The following is a 20,929-nucleotide window of genomic DNA, read 5'->3' as shown; positions in this document are numbered from 1 at the left end:
TTCACTGCTTAACTATATTTATGACGCTAAATTCTCTTCGGGCATTTCAACTTCTTCCGTTAATAACGATAGGAAAGTTCGGGACTCCTTTAACTGTTCCAGTGCAAGGTTATAATAGGGGAGTGCCTTATCTTTTTTTGCCTCAAAAAGATTTTCATAATACCCAATACCCTCCATTAAATTACTGCTAAAAGACAGTAGTTGCTTTCTGCGTTTAGCGGTAGGCATCATTTTAAATTCTGAAATCTGTTCTTTATAATATTCTAAATAGATGTGAAGTTCCTTGATGAACATATTAGGGCGATTAGGATGTGACATTACATTCGTTTTGCCATAGATATGACCCATCATTTCATTTAGCGTAGAAACTTTTGAAAAGTAGGCCATATTAGGGCCTGGGCAAACGGATACGCCTTCGCCTTCAATTTTCGTATCTAGATTATAGACAAGTAGTGCAGAGGTGCCTAAGCCTACGCAGGTACAGGATTTCTCGGTAATCTTATGAAAATGATAGTCGTATTCAGTTTGTGATAAATTTTGACTTTTTAGTTCTTTTAACTTCTTGTTCTGGTATTGTCTGGATGCTGTGCAAAGTCCTTTTTCATTAAAATCTTTGTTTAGCGCAACGAATTTTTTTGGACACGGACTACCTGGTTTACCGTCAGAAATTCGGGCTGCTTTTTCCACATCTTTGGTGTTCCCTTTTAAACTGTGAAAAGGTATGCCTAATGGCGAAATGTTACTCAAATACAAGTCTTCTTCCTTTGCCTTAACCAATCTATCTAAAGTGTCTTTGTCTACCGTTGTTGCCTCTGGAACTAAAAGAAAAGCGGAACCCCAACCCACAGAGTCTACATGGTATTCATCTATTAGAAATTGGTGTTCTGCGGCGGTACCAACACCTCCTTGAGCAGTGATTTTTAAAGACAATGGTTTGCTAGGAATTGCACGTTCTTTAAGCTGAAGAGAATTAACCAAAAGCTCATGAACCGTATCTATCAATTCTTGTTTGTTTTCTTTGAACTGATGTAATATTGGTCCCATTAAATGGCCATCTGTGGCAAATGCATGACCACCGCAATTAAGTCCGGATTCTATGCGGTACTCAGAAACCCAAATACCTTTTTTAGCTAGAAATTTGCCTTGTATCATAGCTGACCGGTAATCACTTACCTTAAGAACAATCTTCTTTTTGATGTTCCCGTTGGTATCCGGATAAAAATCATCAAACTGTTCTAAATAGCTGTATAAACGGGGGTTCATTCCTGCCGAAAGAATTACGGAAGAATTTAGCTTACTATTTGCATACCCTCTAAGTGCTGCATGGGCATCATTATATTCAGATGAAAGCTTTTCTTTTTTAACGTAGTTGTCCTTATCAACCTTCGTCATAATATTTACATCAATACTACCCATGGGCATTCGCTCTTTAACCCAGTCTTTTATTTCTGGAAAATTAAAAGAGTATTCTGCGAGTTCAGAAAATTCCTTTTTAAAGGTTGATGAATCGGGTAGGGAATTGAAATAAGACCTGATGCCGTCAGCAGTCTCGGTAGTGGTATTTTTGAAATTATCAAATTTTTCTTGAGCAAGGTCTTGAATCATATCAAGATAAGAAGTAATCCGTTTTGCCCTAAAATCTTCTATATTATCTGTAATTTCTTGATAAGCAAGTCCGTATTTGCCAGAGTACATCTTACGAAGCTTCTCTAAAAGTATATCATCTACCAGCGAGATAACCGAGTCAATACCAAACTGTGAGACCTTTAAAGGAGAGTCAATTGTAAAGCCGATGCCCATAACTGGAATGTGAAAGGAATGTGCGTGCGTCATAAAATATTTTTTGTGGTGATTTAATCTTAGTGAACAAATTTGCTCACGAGTTTTAAACTATAGCCCACAAAAATGCAGCATCTGCAACTTTTAAAATATGATTTTAGTCAGGTTTTTAGGATATTTCCTACGACCAATATTTTTGTATTTCTGCGGATTCAAAATACGTTTAAAAGCAAAACGCACTAAACTTCAATATAGATTGAAACTTAGTGCATTTTAAAATACTAGTTAAGGGATATTTAACTGATATTTCTAATTTAAACTTTATTATAGAGCGTTATCCATTATATCTTGAACACATTCTGGGTTTAGAAGCGTACTTGTATCTCCCAGGTTACTTGTGTCCTTGCCAGCTATTTTTCTAAGAATACGACGCATAATTTTTCCAGAACGCGTCTTTGGTAGTCCGTTGGTAAACTGAATCTTATCTAGTTTAGCAATAGGCCCAATTTGCTCTGTAATAATCTGATTGATTTCTTTTCTTAAATTATCATGGTTTCTACTTTCACCAGTTTCTTTTAAGATCACATAGCCATATAATGCATTTCCTTTTACATCATGTGGGAAACCAACAATAGCACTTTCTGAAACTGCTGGATGCTCATTAATGGCATCTTCAATTGGTGCCGTACCTAGGTTATGACCGGACACAATAATTACATCGTCTACACGACCGGTAATTCTGTAGTATCCTACTTCGTCTCTTAATGCTCCATCGCCAGTAAAATACATATCATCATAAGCAGAAAAATACGTGTCTTTATAGCGCTGATGATTTCCCCAAATAGTTCTGGCTATACTTGGCCAAGGGAATTTTATGCACAAGCGTCCATCTGCCTGTTTTCCTTTAATTTCTATACCTTTTTCATCCATTAATGCAGGTTGAATACCAATAAATGGTAATGTAGCGTATGTTGGTTTTGTTGGTGTACAATAAGGAATAGGGGTAATCATGATGCCCCCTGTTTCGGTTTGCCACCAAGTATCTACAATAGGCGATTTTTTCTTGCCAATATTGTCATCATACCAGTGCCAAGCTTCTTCGTTTATGGGCTCTCCTACGGTTCCTAAAACCTTTAATGATGATAGGTCATGCTTCTCTACATATTCCACACCTTCTTTGGCAAGAGCCCTAATAGCGGTTGGTGCGGTATAAAACTGAGTGACTTTATGTTTTTCTACAATCTCCCAAAAACGGCCATAATCCGGATAGCTTGGAACTCCTTCAAACATAACGGTGGTTGCTCCATTTGCTAATGGGCCATAGACAATGTAGCTATGTCCTGTAATCCAACCAATATCTGCCGTACACCAATAAACATCATTTTCTTTGTATTGGAAAACGTTTTTGAAAGTATACGCACTATACACCATATAACCTCCTGTAGTATGCACCATTCCTTTTGGTCTTCCAGTAGAGCCAGATGTGTATAGTATAAATAAAGGGTCTTCCGCATCCATAACGGTCGCTGTAAGTTCGTCTGAAGCTTCATCCAGCAATGGTTGGAGCCATTCATCACGCCCTTCTTTCATAGGTATATCTGTCTTAATACGCTTTACCACTAAAACATTTTTTACACCTTCGCAGTCGTCTAGAGCTTCATCAACAATACCTTTTAAATCAATTGTTTTTTTACCTCTGTATGAGCCATCTGATGTAATTACCATTTTACAATCAGAATCTTTAATTCTGGTAGCTAATGCGATAGATGAAAAGCCCGCAAAAACCACAGAATGTATCGCTCCAATACGAGCACAGGCTAGTAGTGAAATAGCCAGTTCCGGAATCATAGGTAAGTAGATACAAACACGATCTCCTTTTTTGACTCCTTTTGATTTTAGCACATTAGCAAGCTTATTAACCCTGTGGTATAAATCTTTATATGTAATGTGTTGTGTATCTTCTTTTGGGTCGTTTGGTTCAAATAAGATAGCTGTTTTATCTCCTCGTGTAGCCAAATGCCTATCAATACAATTTTCAGTAATATTCAATTTAGCACCTTCAAACCATTTTATTTCAGGCTTTTTAAAATCCCAACTTAAAACGTTATCCCATTTTTTTCGCCATAGAAAATGCTCCTCTGCTATTTCTTCCCAAAAAGCTTCAGGGTTACGAACAGACTTTCTATATACTTGGTAATATTCTTCTAAATGTTTTATATGATAATTACTCATTACTAAATTGTTTTTTATTTATGAATACCGGTATACCGGCTTTAATAAGTGAATTTTATTTTGCCTAAAGGGGTACGTAATCTATAATCTATTACGTGTTATATTGATGTTTCTTAGTTAGCGGTAGTACTACTTCCATATCTAATTTGTCATCAAACCTGACTTCTTTTTCTTATTCATTTTGTACCTAAATGTCATAGTGTAAAAAATTCCATGACTGGGTATTAGTTGGTGAGTGCTAACTATATTCCGTCTTTCAAGAATAGCTTATTAGGTACATTTTTTTCTTTACAGTACTTGCTAGCTGACAATGAGGATTAGAAAAAACAAATCAAATTTCTTGAACAACTTCCTACTTCCATGGTTAAATAGTCAATGGTGTTGCGAACATAATTTTTAGATTGTGCTCACTAACTACGTACCAAAACTATGGACGTAATTGTATTTCAAGAAAAAAGTTCTGGTTGGTTTCTAACCTTCTATCTCTTTGGCTTTAGACGGCCAAAAGCATTCTGAGTCAACTAAACTATCCTTGTAAAAGCTAAATAACTTATTGTTTAGCTTTTTTAGCGTCAAATAAACCGAACCAGTTAGGGTTAAATATTTTGAGTTTAATAAGTACCCAAATAATTACCACAAAGCAAATACCCATAACTATAGATAGCACGGGGCTTGTTTCTGTTTGGCTTTCGAATTTAAATCTCAGATATAGCGTACCTATGATGTAGGCAGTTATTATAATATCTGACGCCAAAGGATTAATGCGAAATTTCATGTCTTTAAAATTTAATTAAACATAGTTTGTTTGCACACAAAACCAATTTAAAAAAAGTCTTAAAAGACTATCACTCTAATAGTTCCAGTATTTCTGAAACTATTTTTTTTACTGAAAAAGGTTTGATTAAATATTTATCAGCTCCTAGTTTTAAACCCTTTTCAATATCCGAAGCTTTATTTTTTGCGGTTAAGAAAGCTATTTTTGTAGCCTCTAAACTCTTTTTACTCTTTATTAGTTTTAACGTCTGATAGCCATCTATATTAGGCATCATTATATCTAACAAGATGATGTCTGGAACAGTGTTTTCTACTATTGAAATTACCTCACTACCATCTCTTGCAATAAAGACCTCAAATCCCTTTTTTTTAAAGGCATATTCTAGAGACATTACAATATTTGGCTCATCATCAACAATTAAAATCTTGTACATCATAAATCGTTATACAATGTAGCTAATAGGTAGCGTAAAAACAAACTTTGCCCCTGTTTTTACAGTCTTATCTGCCCAAATTTTACCCTTGTGCTTTTCTATGATTTGTTTGGTGATCGCTAAACCTAGCCCACTGCCTTCTGGTTTAATGGTATTTTGATGTTGTGATTGATAAAATTTATCAAAAACATACGCTATATCTTCTGCAGGAATGCCTTTTCCATTGTCTATTACAGCTATTTCTAGTACTTCATTTCCTAGTTTATAATCTATTTCAATGTTTCCAGATTCTGGCTCGCAAAACTTTATAGCGTTTGAAATTAAGTTTGTAAATACTTGAAGAATTCTATCTTCATCATACTTAATCTCAAAGTGATGAACATTTTTAATCTGTATTTTTATTCCTTTCTTGGCCGCTATATGTTGCGTATTTGCAACTGCCTTTTTTATTGTTTCTTGAATATCAAGACTCCGCATATCTAAACTTAAACGTCCTGTTTCTAGCTTTTCAAAATCTAGGATATTATTAATAAGTCGCCCTAGTCTGTCTGAATCTTGCAGTATGTTCGTTAGAAACTGTTTTTTAATTTCCTTGGGCATATCATCCTCTTCATCCATCAACAATTCGGTTGCGGCCCTGATTCCGGTAATAGGTGTTTTTAGTTCGTGCGCTACGGTGTCTAAAAACTCATCTTTTTGTTTGTCTTTATTAACCAGTTCTTCATTTGCATCTTTTAGTTTTGATGATAGTTGAGATAGCTCATCGGATTTTTCGAGAAGCATTTTATTACTTACAATATTCTCTTTAGATTCCTCTAATATTCTAAGTACTTCAGTCAGACTTATTTGTTCCTCCTTTACCACACTATCAATCAAGATTTTTGCCGAGGCACTACCTATACTTCCTGTAAGTAATTTTTCGGAAAAGTTAATTAGCCTGGCATCCGCTAGCTGTGTATCTACTGGTAATTTATATTTGGTAAAAAACAGTTTTAATGCTCTAGTTGCTTTTTTCTCACCTAGAAACCTAACGAGCATAGTTTTAATATCGGCCACATAGGCTTCTCCTTTCCAAACAAGTGCACTGTCTTGTAATGCTGAAAAATTCCTGCTATCTACAAACATTTCGGCATAGTTACGCTCTCTATAGTTTCCTTTAAACATGAGTGAAAAAAACAAATAGGCCAGCAAATTGAAAAGGATACTCCAGAAAAAGGCATGAGCAGGCGGACTTAAAAAGTCAATACCAAACAAAGCATAAGGTTTAAGTGCTGCAATGCCATATAAGCCATATTGCGTAAAATCATCTGTTCCGCTATAGGCAGCTAAAGTAAATGGAAGTATTAGGGTGTATACTGTAATAAAGAATCCAAGGATAATACCAATTATTGCGCCTTTAGATGAACCACGATTCCAGAAAAGCCCAATAAAAAAGGAGGGTGCCAGCTGAGCAATAATTGTAAAAGAAATTAAACCAATGGAGTACAACGATAATTCTCTTGAAAATGAAATGTAGAAGAAATAGGCTATAATTATAATTGAGAAAATAGAAATACGCCTAATGTTCTTAATGTACCGCTCATTACGTTCTGTTTGGCTTCTAATAAATTTTTCTAAAAACCCGTATGGTATAATGAGGTTGTTACTCACCATTGTAGATAGTGCCAAAGTGGATACAACAACCATAGAGATTACAGCAGAAAACCCGCCAAGAAAAACTAATGTTGCTAGAAAAGAATTACCCTGTTCTAAAGGTAGATACAAAGTGTAATACTCAGCATTTACGTCATCTCCAAAAGTTATTTTACCAGCCCAAGCTATGAAAATTACAAAAATATTGAATACTAAAAGATATAAGGGAAACAACCAAATTGCCTTTTTTAAATATTTTTCGCGGTTATTTTCTAGTACTGAAACCTGAAATTGTCTGGGCAACAAAAAAATTGCCATAAAGGACAATGAAATCATGAAAAGCCAATTAAAACCGTCTTCTAAACCGGAAAGAGTAGTGAGCTCTTTTAAATTATCTATAGTAGCTATTTGATTATAGATATCGGTTGTGCCATCAAATAGATAAAATGTTATGTAAATACCAATGACTAAAAAGAAGACTAATTTTAATACAGATTCAAAAGCTACCGTGGCTATTATCCCAGTATGTTTTTCAGAAGCATCTGCATTTTGAGTTCCAAAAAAAGTGGCGAATATGGCTAGTATTAATGCAACGTAAAAAGTAGAATCATGAAAGGTATTGGTTAAAATGTAACTGGTGTTGTCTGACATAATTTCAAACGTTTCAGACACAGCTTTAAGTTGCAAAGAAATGTATGGTATGGTACCAAAAAGGCAAACTACGGTAACTAACGCACCTAGAAATCTATTATTCCCATAACGGAGGGAAATAAAATCTGCGATAGATGAAATTTTATTCTGGTTAGAAATCCGTATAACTTTCCGAAGTACTATTATCCATAGGGGAGCAGCAATGACTGGCCCTAAATAAATGGGTAAAAAATCGATTCCGGTATTTGCTGCAATACCAATACTACCATAATAGGTCCAAGCGGAACAATAGACAGCAAGTGATAAAGTATACACATAGGGATTGTTTACCCATTTGCTCTTTTTCTTTCTTTCTGCAAGGAAAGCAATGAAGAACAACACTGCCAAATACGTAAGAATGATAACTATGATTACATAATTACTCATAGTGTCTTTTTAATACTATTCCAGAAATAATAACAGAAAGCAGCCAAATAGAAAAAATAGAAAAGTAAAATGTAGGAAAGCCAAATATTGCTCCTTCAAAATTGAAAATTAAGACAAAAGGAATATTGAATAGGAAAAACAAAGCAAGCGAAAGGACTATCAGTTTTTGTTCGTGGCGTTTCTTCATCTACAGTAGATTATTTGTGGTTGGTAGGTAAAAGGTTGCACTAATTTATGAAATATAATACCTCTTGGACATAATAAAATCAGCATCACCAAAATGGTGATGCTGATTTTTAGCTAATCAAATATAAAATAGTATTACAATTCGGAAAAAATATCGAATTATGAAATGCTTGATTTAGTGATCAGACGCTTCGCCTGCTCCCGAAGGTATTCTGATACTTTCTACCATATCTTGTACATTCTGTGGAGGCGCCGGTGTCATTCTTGAAACCACCATAGATATTACAATGTTTACACACATGGCAATAGTACCAAATCCTTCTGGTGATGTTCCGAACCACCACTCTGCACTGGTGCCACCGCCAAACATATCTAATTTGAATTTCATCATGTAGAAAAGCATTAAAAGGATACCTACTACCATTCCTGAAATTGCACCTTGGCTGTTCATGCGTTTATCAAAAATGCCTAAGATAATTGCTGGAAAAAAGGAAGCTGCTGCCAGCCCAAATGCCAGGGCGACGACCGCGGCTACAAAGCCAGGCGGATTTACACCAAAGTACCCCGCAATTAAGATTGCTACGAAAATTGAAATTCTTGCAGCTGTTAATTCACCTTTATCAGAAATATCTGGTTTTAGTTGCTTTTTAATTAAATCATGAGAGATAGAAGTAGAGATTACCAATAGTAATCCTGCAGCAGTAGATAATGCTGCAGCCAATCCACCAGCAGCAACTAGGCCAATAACCCAGTTTGGCAGATTTGCAATCTCCGGATTTGCAAGAACCATGATATCTCTATCTACGTAAAGCTCGTTTTCAGCATCACTTGGATTTGTAACTATACGTTCTCCGTTAGCACCTCTAGCTTCAGAATAAAGAGGTTTTTTATCTGCTAACGCATTTCCTGCTACGTATTGAATTTTACCGTCACCGTTTTTATCGGACCATGCAATTAGACCTGTATTTTCCCAGTTTTTGAACCATTCTGGAATTTCCTTGTATTCTTTATTACTTACGGTTTCAATTAAATTCGTTCTAGAAAAAACAGCAATTGCTGGAGCAGTAGTATACAAAATTGCAATTAGTAATAATGCATACCCAGCAGATTTACGAGCATCTTTTACTTTAGGTACGGTAAAGAAACGTACAATTACGTGAGGTAGACCCGCTGTTCCGGTCATTAATGCTAAAGTAATAGCAAATACATCCCAAGTACTTTTTGTTCCGCTTGTATATTCATGGAAACCAAGTTCTGTATGTAGTCTATCTAATTTATCCAATAAGAATTCACCACCTTCAATCGAGCCTCCCATTCCTATTTGAGGGATAATGTTTCCTGTCATTTGCAATGAAATGAAGAATGCAGGCACCATGAAAGCAAAAATCAAAACACAATATTGTGCTACTTGTGTATATGTGATCCCCTTCATACCTCCTAATAAGGCAAAGGTTAAAACTACGGTCATACCAATAAGTACACCTAGATTAATATCTACTTGTAAAAATTGAGAAAACACGATACCTACACCTCGCATCTGGCCAGCAACATAGGTAAAGGATACAATTAATGCGCAAATTACGGCTACGGTTCTAGCGGTGTTGGAATAATATCTATCCCCAATAAAATCTGGTACGGTAAACTTACCAAACTTTCGTAAATAGGGGGCAAGGAGTAGTGCTAGTAGCACATATCCACCGGTCCAACCCATAAGGTAAACCGAGCCATCGTAACCCGCAAAAGAAATGATTCCCGCCATACTTATAAAAGAGGCGGCACTCATCCAATCGGCTGCTGTTGCCATACCATTTGCCCAGGGAGAAACGCCACCGCCAGCTACATAAAATTCTTTGGTTGACCCAGCTCTAGCCCAAATCGCAATTCCAAAATAAAGGGCAAAAGTAATTCCTACTAATAGCCATGTCCATGTTTGTACGCTCATAATGTTCTGTATTAAAGTTTGGTTAGGTTACTCGTCGAAACCGTATTTTTTATCTAATTTGTTCATTAATCTCACGTAGACGAAAATGAGTACTACGAATACATAGATTGATCCTTGTTGTGCAAACCAGAACCCCAGTTTGAATCCGCCAAGTCTAATTTCATTTAATTCTTCTCTAAATAATATTCCGCATCCAAAGGATACGACGAACCATATGACAAGTAGTATAATTAAATACTTCAGGTTCTCTTTCCAATAGGCCGTAGCCTTTTCTTGTTTATCAGACATAAATGTGTTTTTATAAGTAAATCATTGCTTGAAGTGATATGATATTCGAGTCTAATGCCCCGAATTCTTGTTTTTTGTACTCTAAAGTCAATTTGGAATTGTGGCCGCTCATGTATGCGTTTACGCCAATACCTAATGTATTTCTGCTATCGCTTACGGCATCATAACTATGAGAGCCATAACTTAGGTAAGGTTGATATCTAGTTTTGGTTACATCACCTTTAAAAACATAACCTACATGACCATAAACCATGCTTCCCGTTCCATAGGCACTAAACAGGTAATTTTTACCGTAATCATTGGATTGAAAAACGGCATAGGCAGTTAATGCACTCCCATCTTCGCCAAGTGGCGTGTCATAAAAAGCATCAATAGCAAAAATCGAAACATTTTCACCGTCTAGAGTAGGAGCGGTATCAGAACCTGTGTTGATCACGGCACCTTTTGGATGTAAAAAGAATCCGGCCCCAATGTTAAATATTTTTTTGCCTCCAAGGTAAGAGCCCACCTTATACGGTAAAAAATTAGATTCTTCGTCAAGAAAATGGTAGTCCATGTAGCCTGCATAAGTTTTACCTGCATCTTTAGAACCTAGTAAAGCGCGACCATTGTAAACGGCATCTCCGCCAGCAACGGCAACGCGACTATCTAAAGTTGTTGTTGCAGCATCGTTTACGGCTAGACGATATTGAAGTCTATCAAAATTTCCTTTGATAAAAAAACCTAAATGACGTGCAAATTGATCGGAAAGACCAATAGTGGCCCAAGATTGCCGATTGTTATCCATCGTCATCATATTTAAGGTACTTTGGTTATTAAGCCTAGAAATACCGTTAAAATAATGTAATCCACCACCAACTGTATGATTCTCTCCTAAGTTGTATTGTGCCCAAACACCGTGAAAAAATAATTGAGAACCATCTCCTTTACCAGTAGGGCTTAATGTTGAACTGTTTAAGCTGTTAAGCCCAAAATGAGTTAAGATTAAAAAGTCCTTATTGATTTGGGCGAACATTAAAATACGAGCTCTTCGTAAATTAAAGTTTAACGGACTATTCTTATTCCCGTTTCCATCAAAAGTTTCGTCCAAACCATAATTAGCCTGTACCTGTGCCCAAGAAATTATTCGTAGATATTTAGATCCATCTTCGTTAAATTTCATTTTAAGTCCTCCCGTATAGTCAGGCGAACCTTGGGCAATCATTAATTGAAAGGACATTATAAAAAGGCCAATCAGTAATAGAGTTTGTTTACTCATGATTTTAAGAGATTAGTTAGTGATGAATTGATTTTGTGTGCACCGCTAAACTCTTAAAAACAATTAGTTAATGTTTTATTAATATATCTTTTTGCTAATTTAATATAGTTACTCTTTAAAACGCTCCCATTTTATGAGCATAAACTTATCTCCCAGCTCAGTAACAATTACTCCCGCTCCCTTTATATTTTCGGTTTTTTTAAAGTAATCGCCAAGCTCTGTAGCGTTTAAAATTTTGTAAGTAGGGTGGTAATCAGAATTGTAGGGCCGCTTAATGTTGTATTTCTTAACCCAGTTCATGATGCTTACGTGAGAGATTCCTAAAATGCGTTCAATCTCACGATAGGTTAACCCTTCTAAGTATAATTGGAGTGATTTATTCACGTAGTAATCATCAATTTTTTTTCCAATTTTATTTACTGAAAAAAAATAATTACATTTTTTACACTTGAATCGCTGCCTATTATTGACGATTCCACTTTTTATATAGCTGTCAGAACCACAGTTAGGGCATAGTTCAATTTTCATGTATATCAATTTTGCATAAATATATTAATTTAGCAATTAAATCATGAACCAAGAAATGAAAATATTTTTATATAAACATCAATTATGTCTTGAGATATCAGGTATAGGGGCTTTTCAATAATAATGATGGTTCCATTTTTTGGATGCAGCGGAATCACTTGTATATTAGTTCTTTCGTTGTGAAATAGTAATATCCTTGAGCTTATTTCTATTTGCCAACTAGTGAACTAGTATTTTGAAAAGAGTTAAGGTTTATTGATTTCTTTACCCGCTGATACCTATTTTTACATAAACTAAAGCCGATGCTTCATTTAAAATTAGCGACAGACCCACGCTGGGTTAATATTGTTGAAAAGAACATAGAAGAAATACTTACGGACCATGCGTGGTGTGAACAAAAGGCGGCTACTAATGCAATCACTATAATTACGCTCAATTCTGAGTACCCGGATTTAGTTACCGATTTACTCCTTTTAGCCCAAGAAGAATTAGAACATTTTCAAATGGTTCATGAAATCATTAAAAAGCGTGGATACACCTTAGGTAGAGAGCGTAGGGATAGTTACGTTAACGAGCTTTACAAGTTCATGAATAAGGGTGGCAGTAGACTTAAATCTATGGTAGATAGGCTCTTATTTTCTGCTATGATTGAAGCTAGGAGTTGTGAGCGTTTCAAACTACTTTCAGAAGAAATAAAAGACCCTGAGCTTTCTAAATTCTATCATGATTTAATGATTAGTGAAGCAGGCCATTACACTACTTTTATTGGTTTTGCCCGCAAATATGGTCAAGATATAGATGTGGATAAACGCTGGCAAGAGCTAGTTGCTTTTGAAGCCGAAGTAATTAAAAACTACGGCAAGGATGAAACCATACATGGCTAAAAAGATAGCTACAAGACGTATCTAGTTCTTTCTATAAAAAGTACCGAAAATTCTATCCCAAATTACGGTATAAAAGCCAAAGTTGCTATTGGCTTGTTGGTGGTGTGTTTTATGGAATACGTGGTTACCAAAAAGAAAAGGTTGCTTTGTTGATTGTGTATTTAAATGCCCCACGACACCTAAGGCCCAGTTTAAAAATATGAAGGCGAGAAAGCTATAAATATTGAGTTGAACAAAAAATGCGAATACGGTTAATAAGAGTCCAAATAGAAGAGACTCCACAGGTTCCATAACATATAGGCTAATGGCGTTAAAATATGCATGGGAATGATGGGTGTTGTGAAACTTTTTAAATGGCCATACAAAATGAGAGACTAAATGAAGTAGATACATGCCCAAATCGAAAGCAAAGAACAATATGACAAAATCTAGTATAAGGTGAGTATCTGTTGTAAAGTGGATGCTTCCTTTTTTATATAAATAATAGCCTGGTATAGCTACAAGAATATTTATAAGTACAACACTAAGACTATTGTATACATCCCGTCTAGTTAATGCCAGTGTTTTGTGATTATGAACTTTTGACCACGAATAACTTATAAGCACTGTAAAGAGATACATAACGATATTTGCACCAATTAAACCACTAAAGAAGGGAATAGCATTATCCAATAACTGCATTAATTAGTTTTTAAGATTATTTGTGTAACAATTTTAAAACTGCTTCTTTGGGCAGACTTGTTTCCCAAACTAAACGTTCTCCTTTATCATATTTAAAATAGGTATAGGTGTTACTGCTTTTGTCATAGCGAATATGAATACCGTCGTAAAAATCTCTATCTAAAATTATTCCTGTAGCTACCAGCTTATCATCTATATAAGAATGCATGGTCACTTCACCGTCAACAAACAGCTTTTCTGGATTAAGAAAGTCTTTATACGTAAACTTCTTAATATGTTTTAAATTAGGGTATGCCTTTAATAGGATCCCTTCTTTTTGCAAGCTGATTACTAATTGAGAATCTACCAATGAATAATTAATATCGTAACGTGCTTCATGATAATTAATATCGATGGCAGTTATTTTATTATCGTGAAATTCTAAGTTTCCGGCAGATACATCAATATCAGAAAACATTTCTACTTTCGCTTTCGTGTGTTCTTCATTCAAATACGTACCTCTGAACATAACTAAATCTGAATCTCTTTCAGCAACAGTAAACCCAGTATCAGAATAGATAACTGTGTTTCGTATTTTTTGATTTAGATCATCTTTGGTGACTATGGTTTTTAAAAGTTTTCCGTTTTGGTATTCGTGAAAATGCAACCTATCTTCTGTATGCTCCATAAACCTACCTTCGTAGGGTTTGCCAGATTTATACTGCATAGAATCTACCACAGCAAGGGTTTCATAGTCATTAAAACCTACATATTGCGTACCTGAAATTATTCCATCTTCATAGTAGGTAAATGAGGCTAATATAGATTCAAATTTAAAAAAGTCACCATTAAAAGGTTTGCCGTCTTTGTAATTTCCTTTCGCAATTTCTCCTTTTGAATTTTTTAGACGTGGCCAAGATTCAGATAAAATAACACCTTTGTCATATACAGCTTCTCTCTCTATTACCTCCTCTAGCCCAGTTTCTGTTATTTCTCTTTCAACCCCTTGTTTAAGTCCTTTTTTATAGATTGTGAACGTATGGTCATTTATAACTGTACCCTTAATAGGTTTCCCTTTTTTATAGATACAAGTGGTTTTCTTTTTTAATCTTTTTTCGTAGAACTCAATTAATCCGTGACGTTCATTGTTTTTATAAGAACCACTAATGCTCAAATCTCTATTTTCTTCATCTTGCTCTATAAAAACACCTTCTTTTATTCCGTTTTTATAAGTAGTCATTTCACCACTATAAGATATGTAATGAACACCATTATATGGTAGTTCATTCTTAAAGGTAACGGCATAAGTTTTACCATCTGCAATTATTGTTTGTGCACTAGCAATTCCGTTTTTATAAGTGGTGTCACCAGTAAAAACAATGGTGTCATTTTCATAATCAAACTCGAAATTTTCTCTTTTAACAGTAGTTCCTTTTTCAAAGTGCGTTATCGTATAAGTGTCACAAACTTGACCTTTATAGGGCTCTCCCTTTTTATATATACACTTGCAGATTTCTCCGTCTAAGCGTTTACTTTTTACCATACCGGTAAGTAGGTCATTCTCATATTCTTGTTGCTCTAAAATCTCACCAACGCTGTTATATTGAGCAAATATGCCATGTTTTTTACCATTTTTAAAAGAAGAAAAAAGCATACTATACGAATCATAGAAAGTTCCGTTCCAAGGTTTATGGTCTTTGTAGATTCCTTTTGCCAATTCTTTTCCGTCCTTTAAATAATAAGCGCTTTCACCGTTTTTGTCATAATTCTGAAAATGCTCATATGACTTCACTTGCTCCAAGTTATCGGAATAATACAAAGTTTGCTTTCCTTCTAAACTTCCTTCTTTGAAGCTAGAAATACTGTTAACATAATTATCTACAAACTGACCAGTCCAATGTTCATCATCTTTATTTATACCTCTAGTAACTTTTATTTTTTTTCTTGAGTATCCTATTTCCTCGCCTTCTAATTTTCCGTTGGCATATGTTTTTAAACTGGCATAGCTAAAAACGGTACCGCTGTGCGGTTTGCCATTCTTGTAATCAGCTTTTGAAAGTAGGTTTTCTTTGGCATCGAATACAGCATACTCACCATGCATTTCTCCATTTTTGAAATGCATGTAGTCTTCTAGACCTATAGCATCATCTTCCTTATTTATAAAAAACGTGGCTAACATTCCTTCTTTAATACTGCCATTTACATAACGATTTTCACCTATTTCTTTTCCTTTTTTATCATAATATCTAGTGATACTAATACTATCATTTTGTTGTGTTTTTTTCTGGGCAATTTGATTGGAGTTTTCATAAAACATTTGTTGTCCAATATGATTGCCTTCTTTGTAAATAGGGATAAACCCATTAAAACAACAAGGATGAATGAAAGTGCCTTCCCAGCCGTGACCATTTTTATATTCCCCTTTTGCTCTTAAAAATCCGTTTTGGGAATACACGATAGATTCTCCGTTAAGTATGCTATTAGAGTAATATCTAATTTCAGAAAGCTGACCATTTTTATGATACCATCTAATTTTTCCCTCTAGAGTTTCATCTTCAATGTTAGACCAATAACCATCCATTTGAATATTGCCGCCAATGAAATAGTCTTTCACATGATATAAATTACCTTCTTTTTCTAGCGGAAGCGGTCTAAAAAAGGATGCATTTGCTTTTTCAGTTCTATGCCAGTCAGCGTCAAAATAGAGTGTGTCTTTCTGTGCGGATATTTGGACTGTAACAACTAAAAAGAGTAGGGGAAGTATGTTTTTCATTATAGTTATTGCTTGGTGTTAATTAGTTGTACTAATTGCTGCTTGGTTATGTTTTTTTGATCTTCAACTAATTCGCCTTTCTTATATAAGTTATAGTTATAGCTGCCATTTTTATTTATGTTAGCTGTAACGCCGTTGTACTCCCTACCTTCTTTGTACATACATGTAGCAATTGGTGTTTCTTCTCCATCGAAATAAAAACTTGCCGGACCATCACCAAAATAAAATAATCGTAACCAATCTTGAATATCACTAGGTTTTATAGTAGTCATAGGTTTAAGAGTGCTTTCAAACTTTATAATCATATTTTCTAAGTCAAAAACTAGCGCTATTTTATTTAGGGCAATACTTTCTATGGTAACATTTGTGTCATATTCCTTAAATGAAAATGAAGCATTAGAAATACCTTTCTTTGAGAATGAAAATCTGCCCATTTCATTTCCATTACCGGTAATAATTGCGGTTCCTTCACTAGGGTCGGTATCTGTATAAATTACTTCGGTAGAATAGCTTGTTATGTCTCTAGAAGGTCTTTCCTTAGAGGTTTTATAGCCTTTGTTAGTATACCTGACTATAGCATCTGGTTTTTTGCTTAGTCCCCATGTATAAATATTAGTCTGTACTAAATTTCCATTTTCATAATGGTGCTGCAGGGTATCGCTATTGTATACTTCAAGTAGATTGCCCTGAAATGGTTTTCCGTCTTTATAGCTTACACTATCTAGTACCACCCGCATATTAGAACCCATTGTAGTAAAATATTCCCGTCCAGATTTTTGACCATTTTCATAATGACTTACAGATTGATAGCTACTTTTTGTTTCTGTATCTGGTAGGTTAATAGCTAGGGTAGTTAAAAAATCTCCCGAAAAAGGCATGTTGTTTTTGTAGGTGCCTTTGAGGCTAGCTTTATCTTTAAAAGGGAGGAAAATTGCTTTACTTATGATTTTGCCATTTTTATATTGAGTTACCTCTTCTATTGAATTTTCGTTAAAATTAACAACAGTTTCATCCCCATTTTTCTTGCCTTTTTTATAGCGAGTAAGTGTGTATTTCTCAGGGAAATAGTTCTTGTCAATTTTTTCTAATATGGCAAAACTACCTTCAAACGGACTGCCTGTTTTATAGACACCTTCAGCAATTAATTCCTCGTTAAAATAGAATTTTCCTTGTTGAAGTTTATTGTCTTTGTACTCGTAGATAGCCTTAAATTTCTGAGCAATATATTCCTCTTTTAATTGCTCGCCTTCGTTATAGGTTTTTCTCGTATAACTGGTTCCGCCAGAATATTCATAAAATACGCCAGTAAAAGGTTTGTTGTTTTGGTACAATCCTTCGGTAATTAATTCACTTTCTTCAAAATATTGAATTTGACCATGTAGCTTACCTTCTTTATAGTTTCTGCTAATACTATCAAAAGGTGAATTATAAGCTCCATAAGCACGCATAGGAGTTTCTAATCCGTTTTTAAGTCCGTTTTTATAAGATACAATGGTATCTTTAAATATTGCGGTGCCATCAATTGGTTTTCCATTCTGGTACGTACAGAATGTACTTGTCTTACTTTGTAAATTCTCGAATTCTATTTTTCCGTCGTAAACACCTTGGTTATAATTACCAGATGCGATATAATCCTTGTACTTCTTATTAATTTGAAAAGGACCTTCTTTTGTACCATTTTTAAAAGTGGTTAAGCTACCCGATATACGATCATAATCTTTACCAGAATATGCCTTGCCATTTTTATAAATTAACTCGTATGCTTCTCTGTTTAGGTTGACGAGTTTTTTAGTTTTCTTTTTATCTTTAAAAAACTGAATTTCTATTTTTTCATCTTGATTTTCAGAACTGTAAGAGGTTAACTTTACTAATTGACCATCTACATACTTATAAACATCATAACCTTTACATTCCTCTCCATTAAAAGGTTCTTGCTCTTTATACTCACATTCACATACTTTATTCTCAAAAAGCCCTGTACTCATTACCCTACCTGAAACCTTACCATTATTATATTCACGTACTGAAATTATTTTACCTTGATCATTAAAAGTGGTGAGCGGACCATGAAAGCCTCCATCTTTATAAGTGGCGATTTTGCGCGTATATTCATTGTAAAATGAACCATCATAGGACATTCCTGCTTTATTGATGCCTCTAGCTTTTTCTTTTCCATCTTCATAATAGGAAACTTCTTCGCCTTCTTTTATGCCATTAACAACAGCATAAGATTGCTTTTTCTGCGTGAAATTTAAATCGTAGTACGAAGTTGTAATGCCATCATTTCTGCCATCCTTGTAGGTGGTTTTTTCTGTTTGGGTATTGGTGAATTCTCCACTAAATCGTTTGCCGTTCTTATTAATTCCTGTGGTGGCTATTGTGCCATTTTTAGCATAGCTGATTTCTTCGCCATTCAATACACCATTGGCATAGGTTTGTAACAAACGGTAAACAATAAAACTACCTGAGTAAGGCTCATTGTTCTTATAAATGCCTTTAGAGCTAACTAGACCCCCTTCCTTATAAATGGTATTTGCACCTTCTAAAACACCATTATTATATTCTGATTCTATAGATTTTGTTCCGTCTTCAAAATACCAAGTAACTTTGCCGTGTAGGGTCTCATTTTCTATATTAGACCAGTACCCTTGCATCTGCAGATTTCCATTTATATAATAGTCTTCCACTTTATATAAATCACCTTCTTTCTTTAATGGGACCAGTCTAAAAAAAGCAGCATTATTTTTATCTGTTTGATTCCACTTCGAATTAAAATAAAGAGTGTCTTTTTGGGCTATAAGGTTGTTAGCGCTACAAAAGATGACTATTAGGATAAGTTGATTCTTAATGCTCATTTGTTACTTCAGTTTTCTTCGTTATTGCTATGTTGCCACCATTATCACTATAAAAACTGTTGTGGTCTTGGGCAATGAATTTATACTCGTATTCTTTTAGCTCCTCATATCTTAAAGTTTTAAAAGAATTATAGTCGGCTTCCTTAATTTTTTCCTTTTTTAAAAAGATAGATTTTCCATCTTTAGAGATATCATTTTTTAATATGCTAAACGAACCAACTACGGCACCTTCAATAACATAGCCTTTATAATAAACTTGGTTTTTGTCTTTTGCATAATCACTGTATTCATCTCCAATTACCGAAAAAGTGCTTTTGTCAGCCCCAGTTACAACACTATTGAAATCTGAAGGTTGATAATATACTTGATTGTCATCTAAAGCGTAGTCGTTATTTAAAAACCTAAAACTTAAACCATGACTGTTAGGGATAATGTTATTGTCATAATACACGCCATATTTATCTGCTGTCACCATTTTTTTCAAAACTTTGAACGTAGCTGGGTCACGCTTAACAAGTTTCTTAACTTCATTAAAAACACTTGATTTATCTATGCCATAATATTTAGTTAGTTGCTGAAAGGTTTTAGCATCTGCATCTTCTATAGTTTTAATAGAAGTATGCGCTTTTGTGTAGTATTCCTGACCAAGTCTATAAACAGAATGGTACACGACTTCATCTCCCTTTATTTCGTAATACGTTTCATCGGCATCTGAGCAAGAGGCTACTAATAACAATACTAAAATGAGCTTATAAATTTTCATAACCATTCATTTTCTTCTTTTGACCATATTCCTAAACTTCCATCGTCATGGGCACCTCCATTTAATCTGTAATAATGATTCTTATCTTCAGCATCATACATAGAATTACCTTCTATCATTTTAAATGAAGTGTAATCACCTTCCTTTACGATTTTTCCACGATAAAATATAAAAGTGTCGTCTTTAGATAGGTCATATTTTAAAATCTTAAAAGAATTTACATTTGCGTCTTTCATTTTTACATGAAAATGAAAGACGTGTTTGTTGTCCTTTGAATATCCATTTAAATTATCAAGTACTATGAATGAACTAGGATCAGCCGCCTTAATAGTATGCTCATTACAATACACCTGTTTTTTATCTTTCGCATAAGATAAAAAACCAGAATTTATGATTTCAAACGTTTTTTTATCAGCCTCTTTTAAAATGCTATAAAAATTAGTGGGAATGTAATAGATGTTGTTGTTATCTATTGCATACCCGGCTCCAAGCAATTTAAAACTTAAACCATCACTATTTGGTATTAGATTGTTCTGTTGGTAAACGCCATGTTTATCCGCTGTGATATATTCGTTTAGAACTTTAAAAGTAGCGTTGTCTCTATGTTGCACTATTTCAATTTTAAAATAAACATGAGTAGCATCCATACCATACTCTTTGCTTAATTCTTTAAAACTGTCTTTATCAGCTCCTTTCACTATATCAGTGCAGAAATGAGGTGAACGGTAATCTTCTGTTTTTCTATATACAGAATGATATAACACCCTATTTCTTTTTATTTCATAGTATGTTTTTTTGGCATCGGAAAACGTTTCTTTATTTTTTGATAGTATGTTTATTAGTTTTTTCAAATGATAGAGCGTT

Annotated in this window: 15 protein-coding genes; 1 reads left to right on the top strand and 14 read right to left on the bottom strand. The window is 34.5% G+C overall.

The features are described 5' to 3' along the window. Positions 1-18: 18 nt before the first annotated feature. From HW347_RS17910 to HW347_RS17870, 9 genes are all read right to left on the bottom strand, one after another. Positions 19-1,833: a hypothetical protein gene (locus HW347_RS17910; RefSeq protein WP_214613118.1), complete on the bottom strand. Its 1,815-nt coding sequence runs from the start codon at positions 1,831-1,833 to the stop codon at positions 19-21. A 270-nt stretch (positions 1,834-2,103) separates the two neighbouring features. After that, positions 2,104-4,011, bottom strand: a complete 1,908-nt coding sequence (gene acs, locus HW347_RS17905) for an acetate--CoA ligase (RefSeq protein ID WP_214613117.1) — start codon at positions 4,009-4,011, stop codon at positions 2,104-2,106. Between the two features lie 550 nt (positions 4,012-4,561). After that, positions 4,562-4,786, bottom strand: coding sequence for a hypothetical protein (locus HW347_RS17900; protein ID WP_214613116.1), 225 nt, complete (start codon positions 4,784-4,786; stop codon positions 4,562-4,564). Positions 4,787-4,856: 70 nt separating this feature from the next. Then, complete coding sequence (locus HW347_RS17895) at positions 4,857-5,219, bottom strand: response regulator transcription factor (protein WP_214613277.1); 363 nt, start codon at positions 5,217-5,219, stop codon at positions 4,857-4,859. A gap of 9 nt (positions 5,220-5,228) precedes the next feature. Next, entirely contained in the window at positions 5,229-7,928 is a 2,700-nt protein-coding gene (locus HW347_RS17890) for a sodium:solute symporter family transporter (protein ID WP_214613115.1), read from the bottom strand. A gap of 361 nt (positions 7,929-8,289) precedes the next feature. Beyond that, a complete protein-coding gene (locus HW347_RS17885; protein WP_214613114.1) occupies positions 8,290-10,056 on the bottom strand; it encodes a sodium:solute symporter family protein in 1,767 nt (588 codons plus the stop codon). A 27-nt stretch (positions 10,057-10,083) separates the two neighbouring features. Continuing rightward, positions 10,084-10,344: a DUF4212 domain-containing protein gene (locus HW347_RS17880; protein ID WP_214613113.1), complete on the bottom strand. Its 261-nt coding sequence runs from the start codon at positions 10,342-10,344 to the stop codon at positions 10,084-10,086. A gap of 10 nt (positions 10,345-10,354) precedes the next feature. Next, positions 10,355-11,602, bottom strand: coding sequence for a hypothetical protein (locus HW347_RS17875; protein WP_214613112.1), 1,248 nt, complete (start codon positions 11,600-11,602; stop codon positions 10,355-10,357). Between the two features lie 108 nt (positions 11,603-11,710). Next, the gene (locus tag HW347_RS17870) at positions 11,711-12,130 is read right to left on the bottom strand and encodes a transposase-like zinc-binding domain-containing protein (RefSeq protein WP_214613111.1); all 420 of its coding nucleotides are present in this window, start codon (positions 12,128-12,130) and stop codon (positions 11,711-11,713) included. Between the two features lie 302 nt (positions 12,131-12,432). Between HW347_RS17870 and miaE the strand changes: the two genes are divergently transcribed. After that, positions 12,433-13,014 carry a tRNA-(ms[2]io[6]A)-hydroxylase gene (gene miaE, locus HW347_RS17865; RefSeq protein ID WP_214613110.1) on the top strand — a complete coding sequence of 194 codons (582 nt, stop codon included), beginning with the start codon at positions 12,433-12,435 and terminating at the stop codon, positions 13,012-13,014. A gap of 21 nt (positions 13,015-13,035) precedes the next feature. On the opposite strand, the gene HW347_RS17860 is transcribed toward miaE, so the two are convergent. From HW347_RS17860 to HW347_RS17840, 5 genes are read right to left on the bottom strand one after another with little or no spacing between them, the layout of a single operon-like run. After that, positions 13,036-13,695: a sterol desaturase family protein gene (locus tag HW347_RS17860; protein ID WP_214613109.1), complete on the bottom strand. Its 660-nt coding sequence runs from the start codon at positions 13,693-13,695 to the stop codon at positions 13,036-13,038. A 16-nt stretch (positions 13,696-13,711) separates the two neighbouring features. Then, positions 13,712-16,447 carry a toxin-antitoxin system YwqK family antitoxin gene (locus HW347_RS17855; protein WP_214613108.1) on the bottom strand — a complete coding sequence of 912 codons (2,736 nt, stop codon included), beginning with the start codon at positions 16,445-16,447 and terminating at the stop codon, positions 13,712-13,714. Between the two features lie 5 nt (positions 16,448-16,452). After that, on the bottom strand, positions 16,453-19,302 hold the full coding sequence (locus HW347_RS17850) for a toxin-antitoxin system YwqK family antitoxin (RefSeq protein WP_214613107.1): 2,850 nt from the start codon (positions 19,300-19,302) through the stop codon (positions 16,453-16,455). Next, a complete protein-coding gene (locus HW347_RS17845) occupies positions 19,292-20,065 on the bottom strand; it encodes a DKNYY domain-containing protein (RefSeq protein WP_214613106.1) in 774 nt (257 codons plus the stop codon). The genes HW347_RS17850 and HW347_RS17845 overlap by 11 nt, the downstream gene beginning before the upstream one ends. Continuing rightward, positions 20,062-20,916 (bottom strand): DKNYY domain-containing protein, encoded by an 855-nt coding sequence (locus tag HW347_RS17840; protein WP_214613105.1) that lies wholly within the window; start codon positions 20,914-20,916, stop codon positions 20,062-20,064. The genes HW347_RS17845 and HW347_RS17840 overlap by 4 nt, the downstream gene beginning before the upstream one ends. Positions 20,917-20,929 lie beyond the last annotated feature (13 nt).

The organism is Zobellia barbeyronii, assembly GCF_018603515.1.
Classification (GTDB): Bacteria; Bacteroidota; Bacteroidia; order Flavobacteriales; family Flavobacteriaceae; genus Zobellia; species Zobellia barbeyronii.
Note: the sequence above shows the minus strand (reverse complement) of the source record. Positions and strands in the feature narration are given on the sequence as shown.

Excerpts from the sequence above, each read along its gene's own strand:
- HW347_RS17910 (WP_214613118.1), bottom strand. The coding sequence starts at position 1,833 with ATGACGCACGCACATTCCTTTCACATTCCAGTTATGGGCATCGGCTTT.
- acs (WP_214613117.1), bottom strand. The coding sequence starts at position 4,011 with ATGAGTAATTATCATATAAAACATTTAGAAGAATATTACCAAGTATAT.
- HW347_RS17900 (WP_214613116.1), bottom strand. The coding sequence starts at position 4,786 with ATGAAATTTCGCATTAATCCTTTGGCGTCAGATATTATAATAACTGCC.
- HW347_RS17895 (WP_214613277.1), bottom strand. The coding sequence starts at position 5,219 with ATGTACAAGATTTTAATTGTTGATGATGAGCCAAATATTGTAATGTCT.
- HW347_RS17890 (WP_214613115.1), bottom strand. The coding sequence starts at position 7,928 with ATGAGTAATTATGTAATCATAGTTATCATTCTTACGTATTTGGCAGTG.
- HW347_RS17885 (WP_214613114.1), bottom strand. The coding sequence starts at position 10,056 with ATGAGCGTACAAACATGGACATGGCTATTAGTAGGAATTACTTTTGCC.
- HW347_RS17880 (WP_214613113.1), bottom strand. The coding sequence starts at position 10,344 with ATGTCTGATAAACAAGAAAAGGCTACGGCCTATTGGAAAGAGAACCTG.
- HW347_RS17875 (WP_214613112.1), bottom strand. The coding sequence starts at position 11,602 with ATGAGTAAACAAACTCTATTACTGATTGGCCTTTTTATAATGTCCTTT.
- HW347_RS17870 (WP_214613111.1), bottom strand. The coding sequence starts at position 12,130 with ATGAAAATTGAACTATGCCCTAACTGTGGTTCTGACAGCTATATAAAA.
- miaE (WP_214613110.1), top strand. The coding sequence starts at position 12,433 with ATGCTTCATTTAAAATTAGCGACAGACCCACGCTGGGTTAATATTGTT.
- HW347_RS17860 (WP_214613109.1), bottom strand. The coding sequence starts at position 13,695 with ATGCAGTTATTGGATAATGCTATTCCCTTCTTTAGTGGTTTAATTGGT.
- HW347_RS17855 (WP_214613108.1), bottom strand. The coding sequence starts at position 16,447 with ATGAAAAACATACTTCCCCTACTCTTTTTAGTTGTTACAGTCCAAATA.
- HW347_RS17850 (WP_214613107.1), bottom strand. The coding sequence starts at position 19,302 with ATGAGCATTAAGAATCAACTTATCCTAATAGTCATCTTTTGTAGCGCT.
- HW347_RS17845 (WP_214613106.1), bottom strand. The coding sequence starts at position 20,065 with ATGAAAATTTATAAGCTCATTTTAGTATTGTTATTAGTAGCCTCTTGC.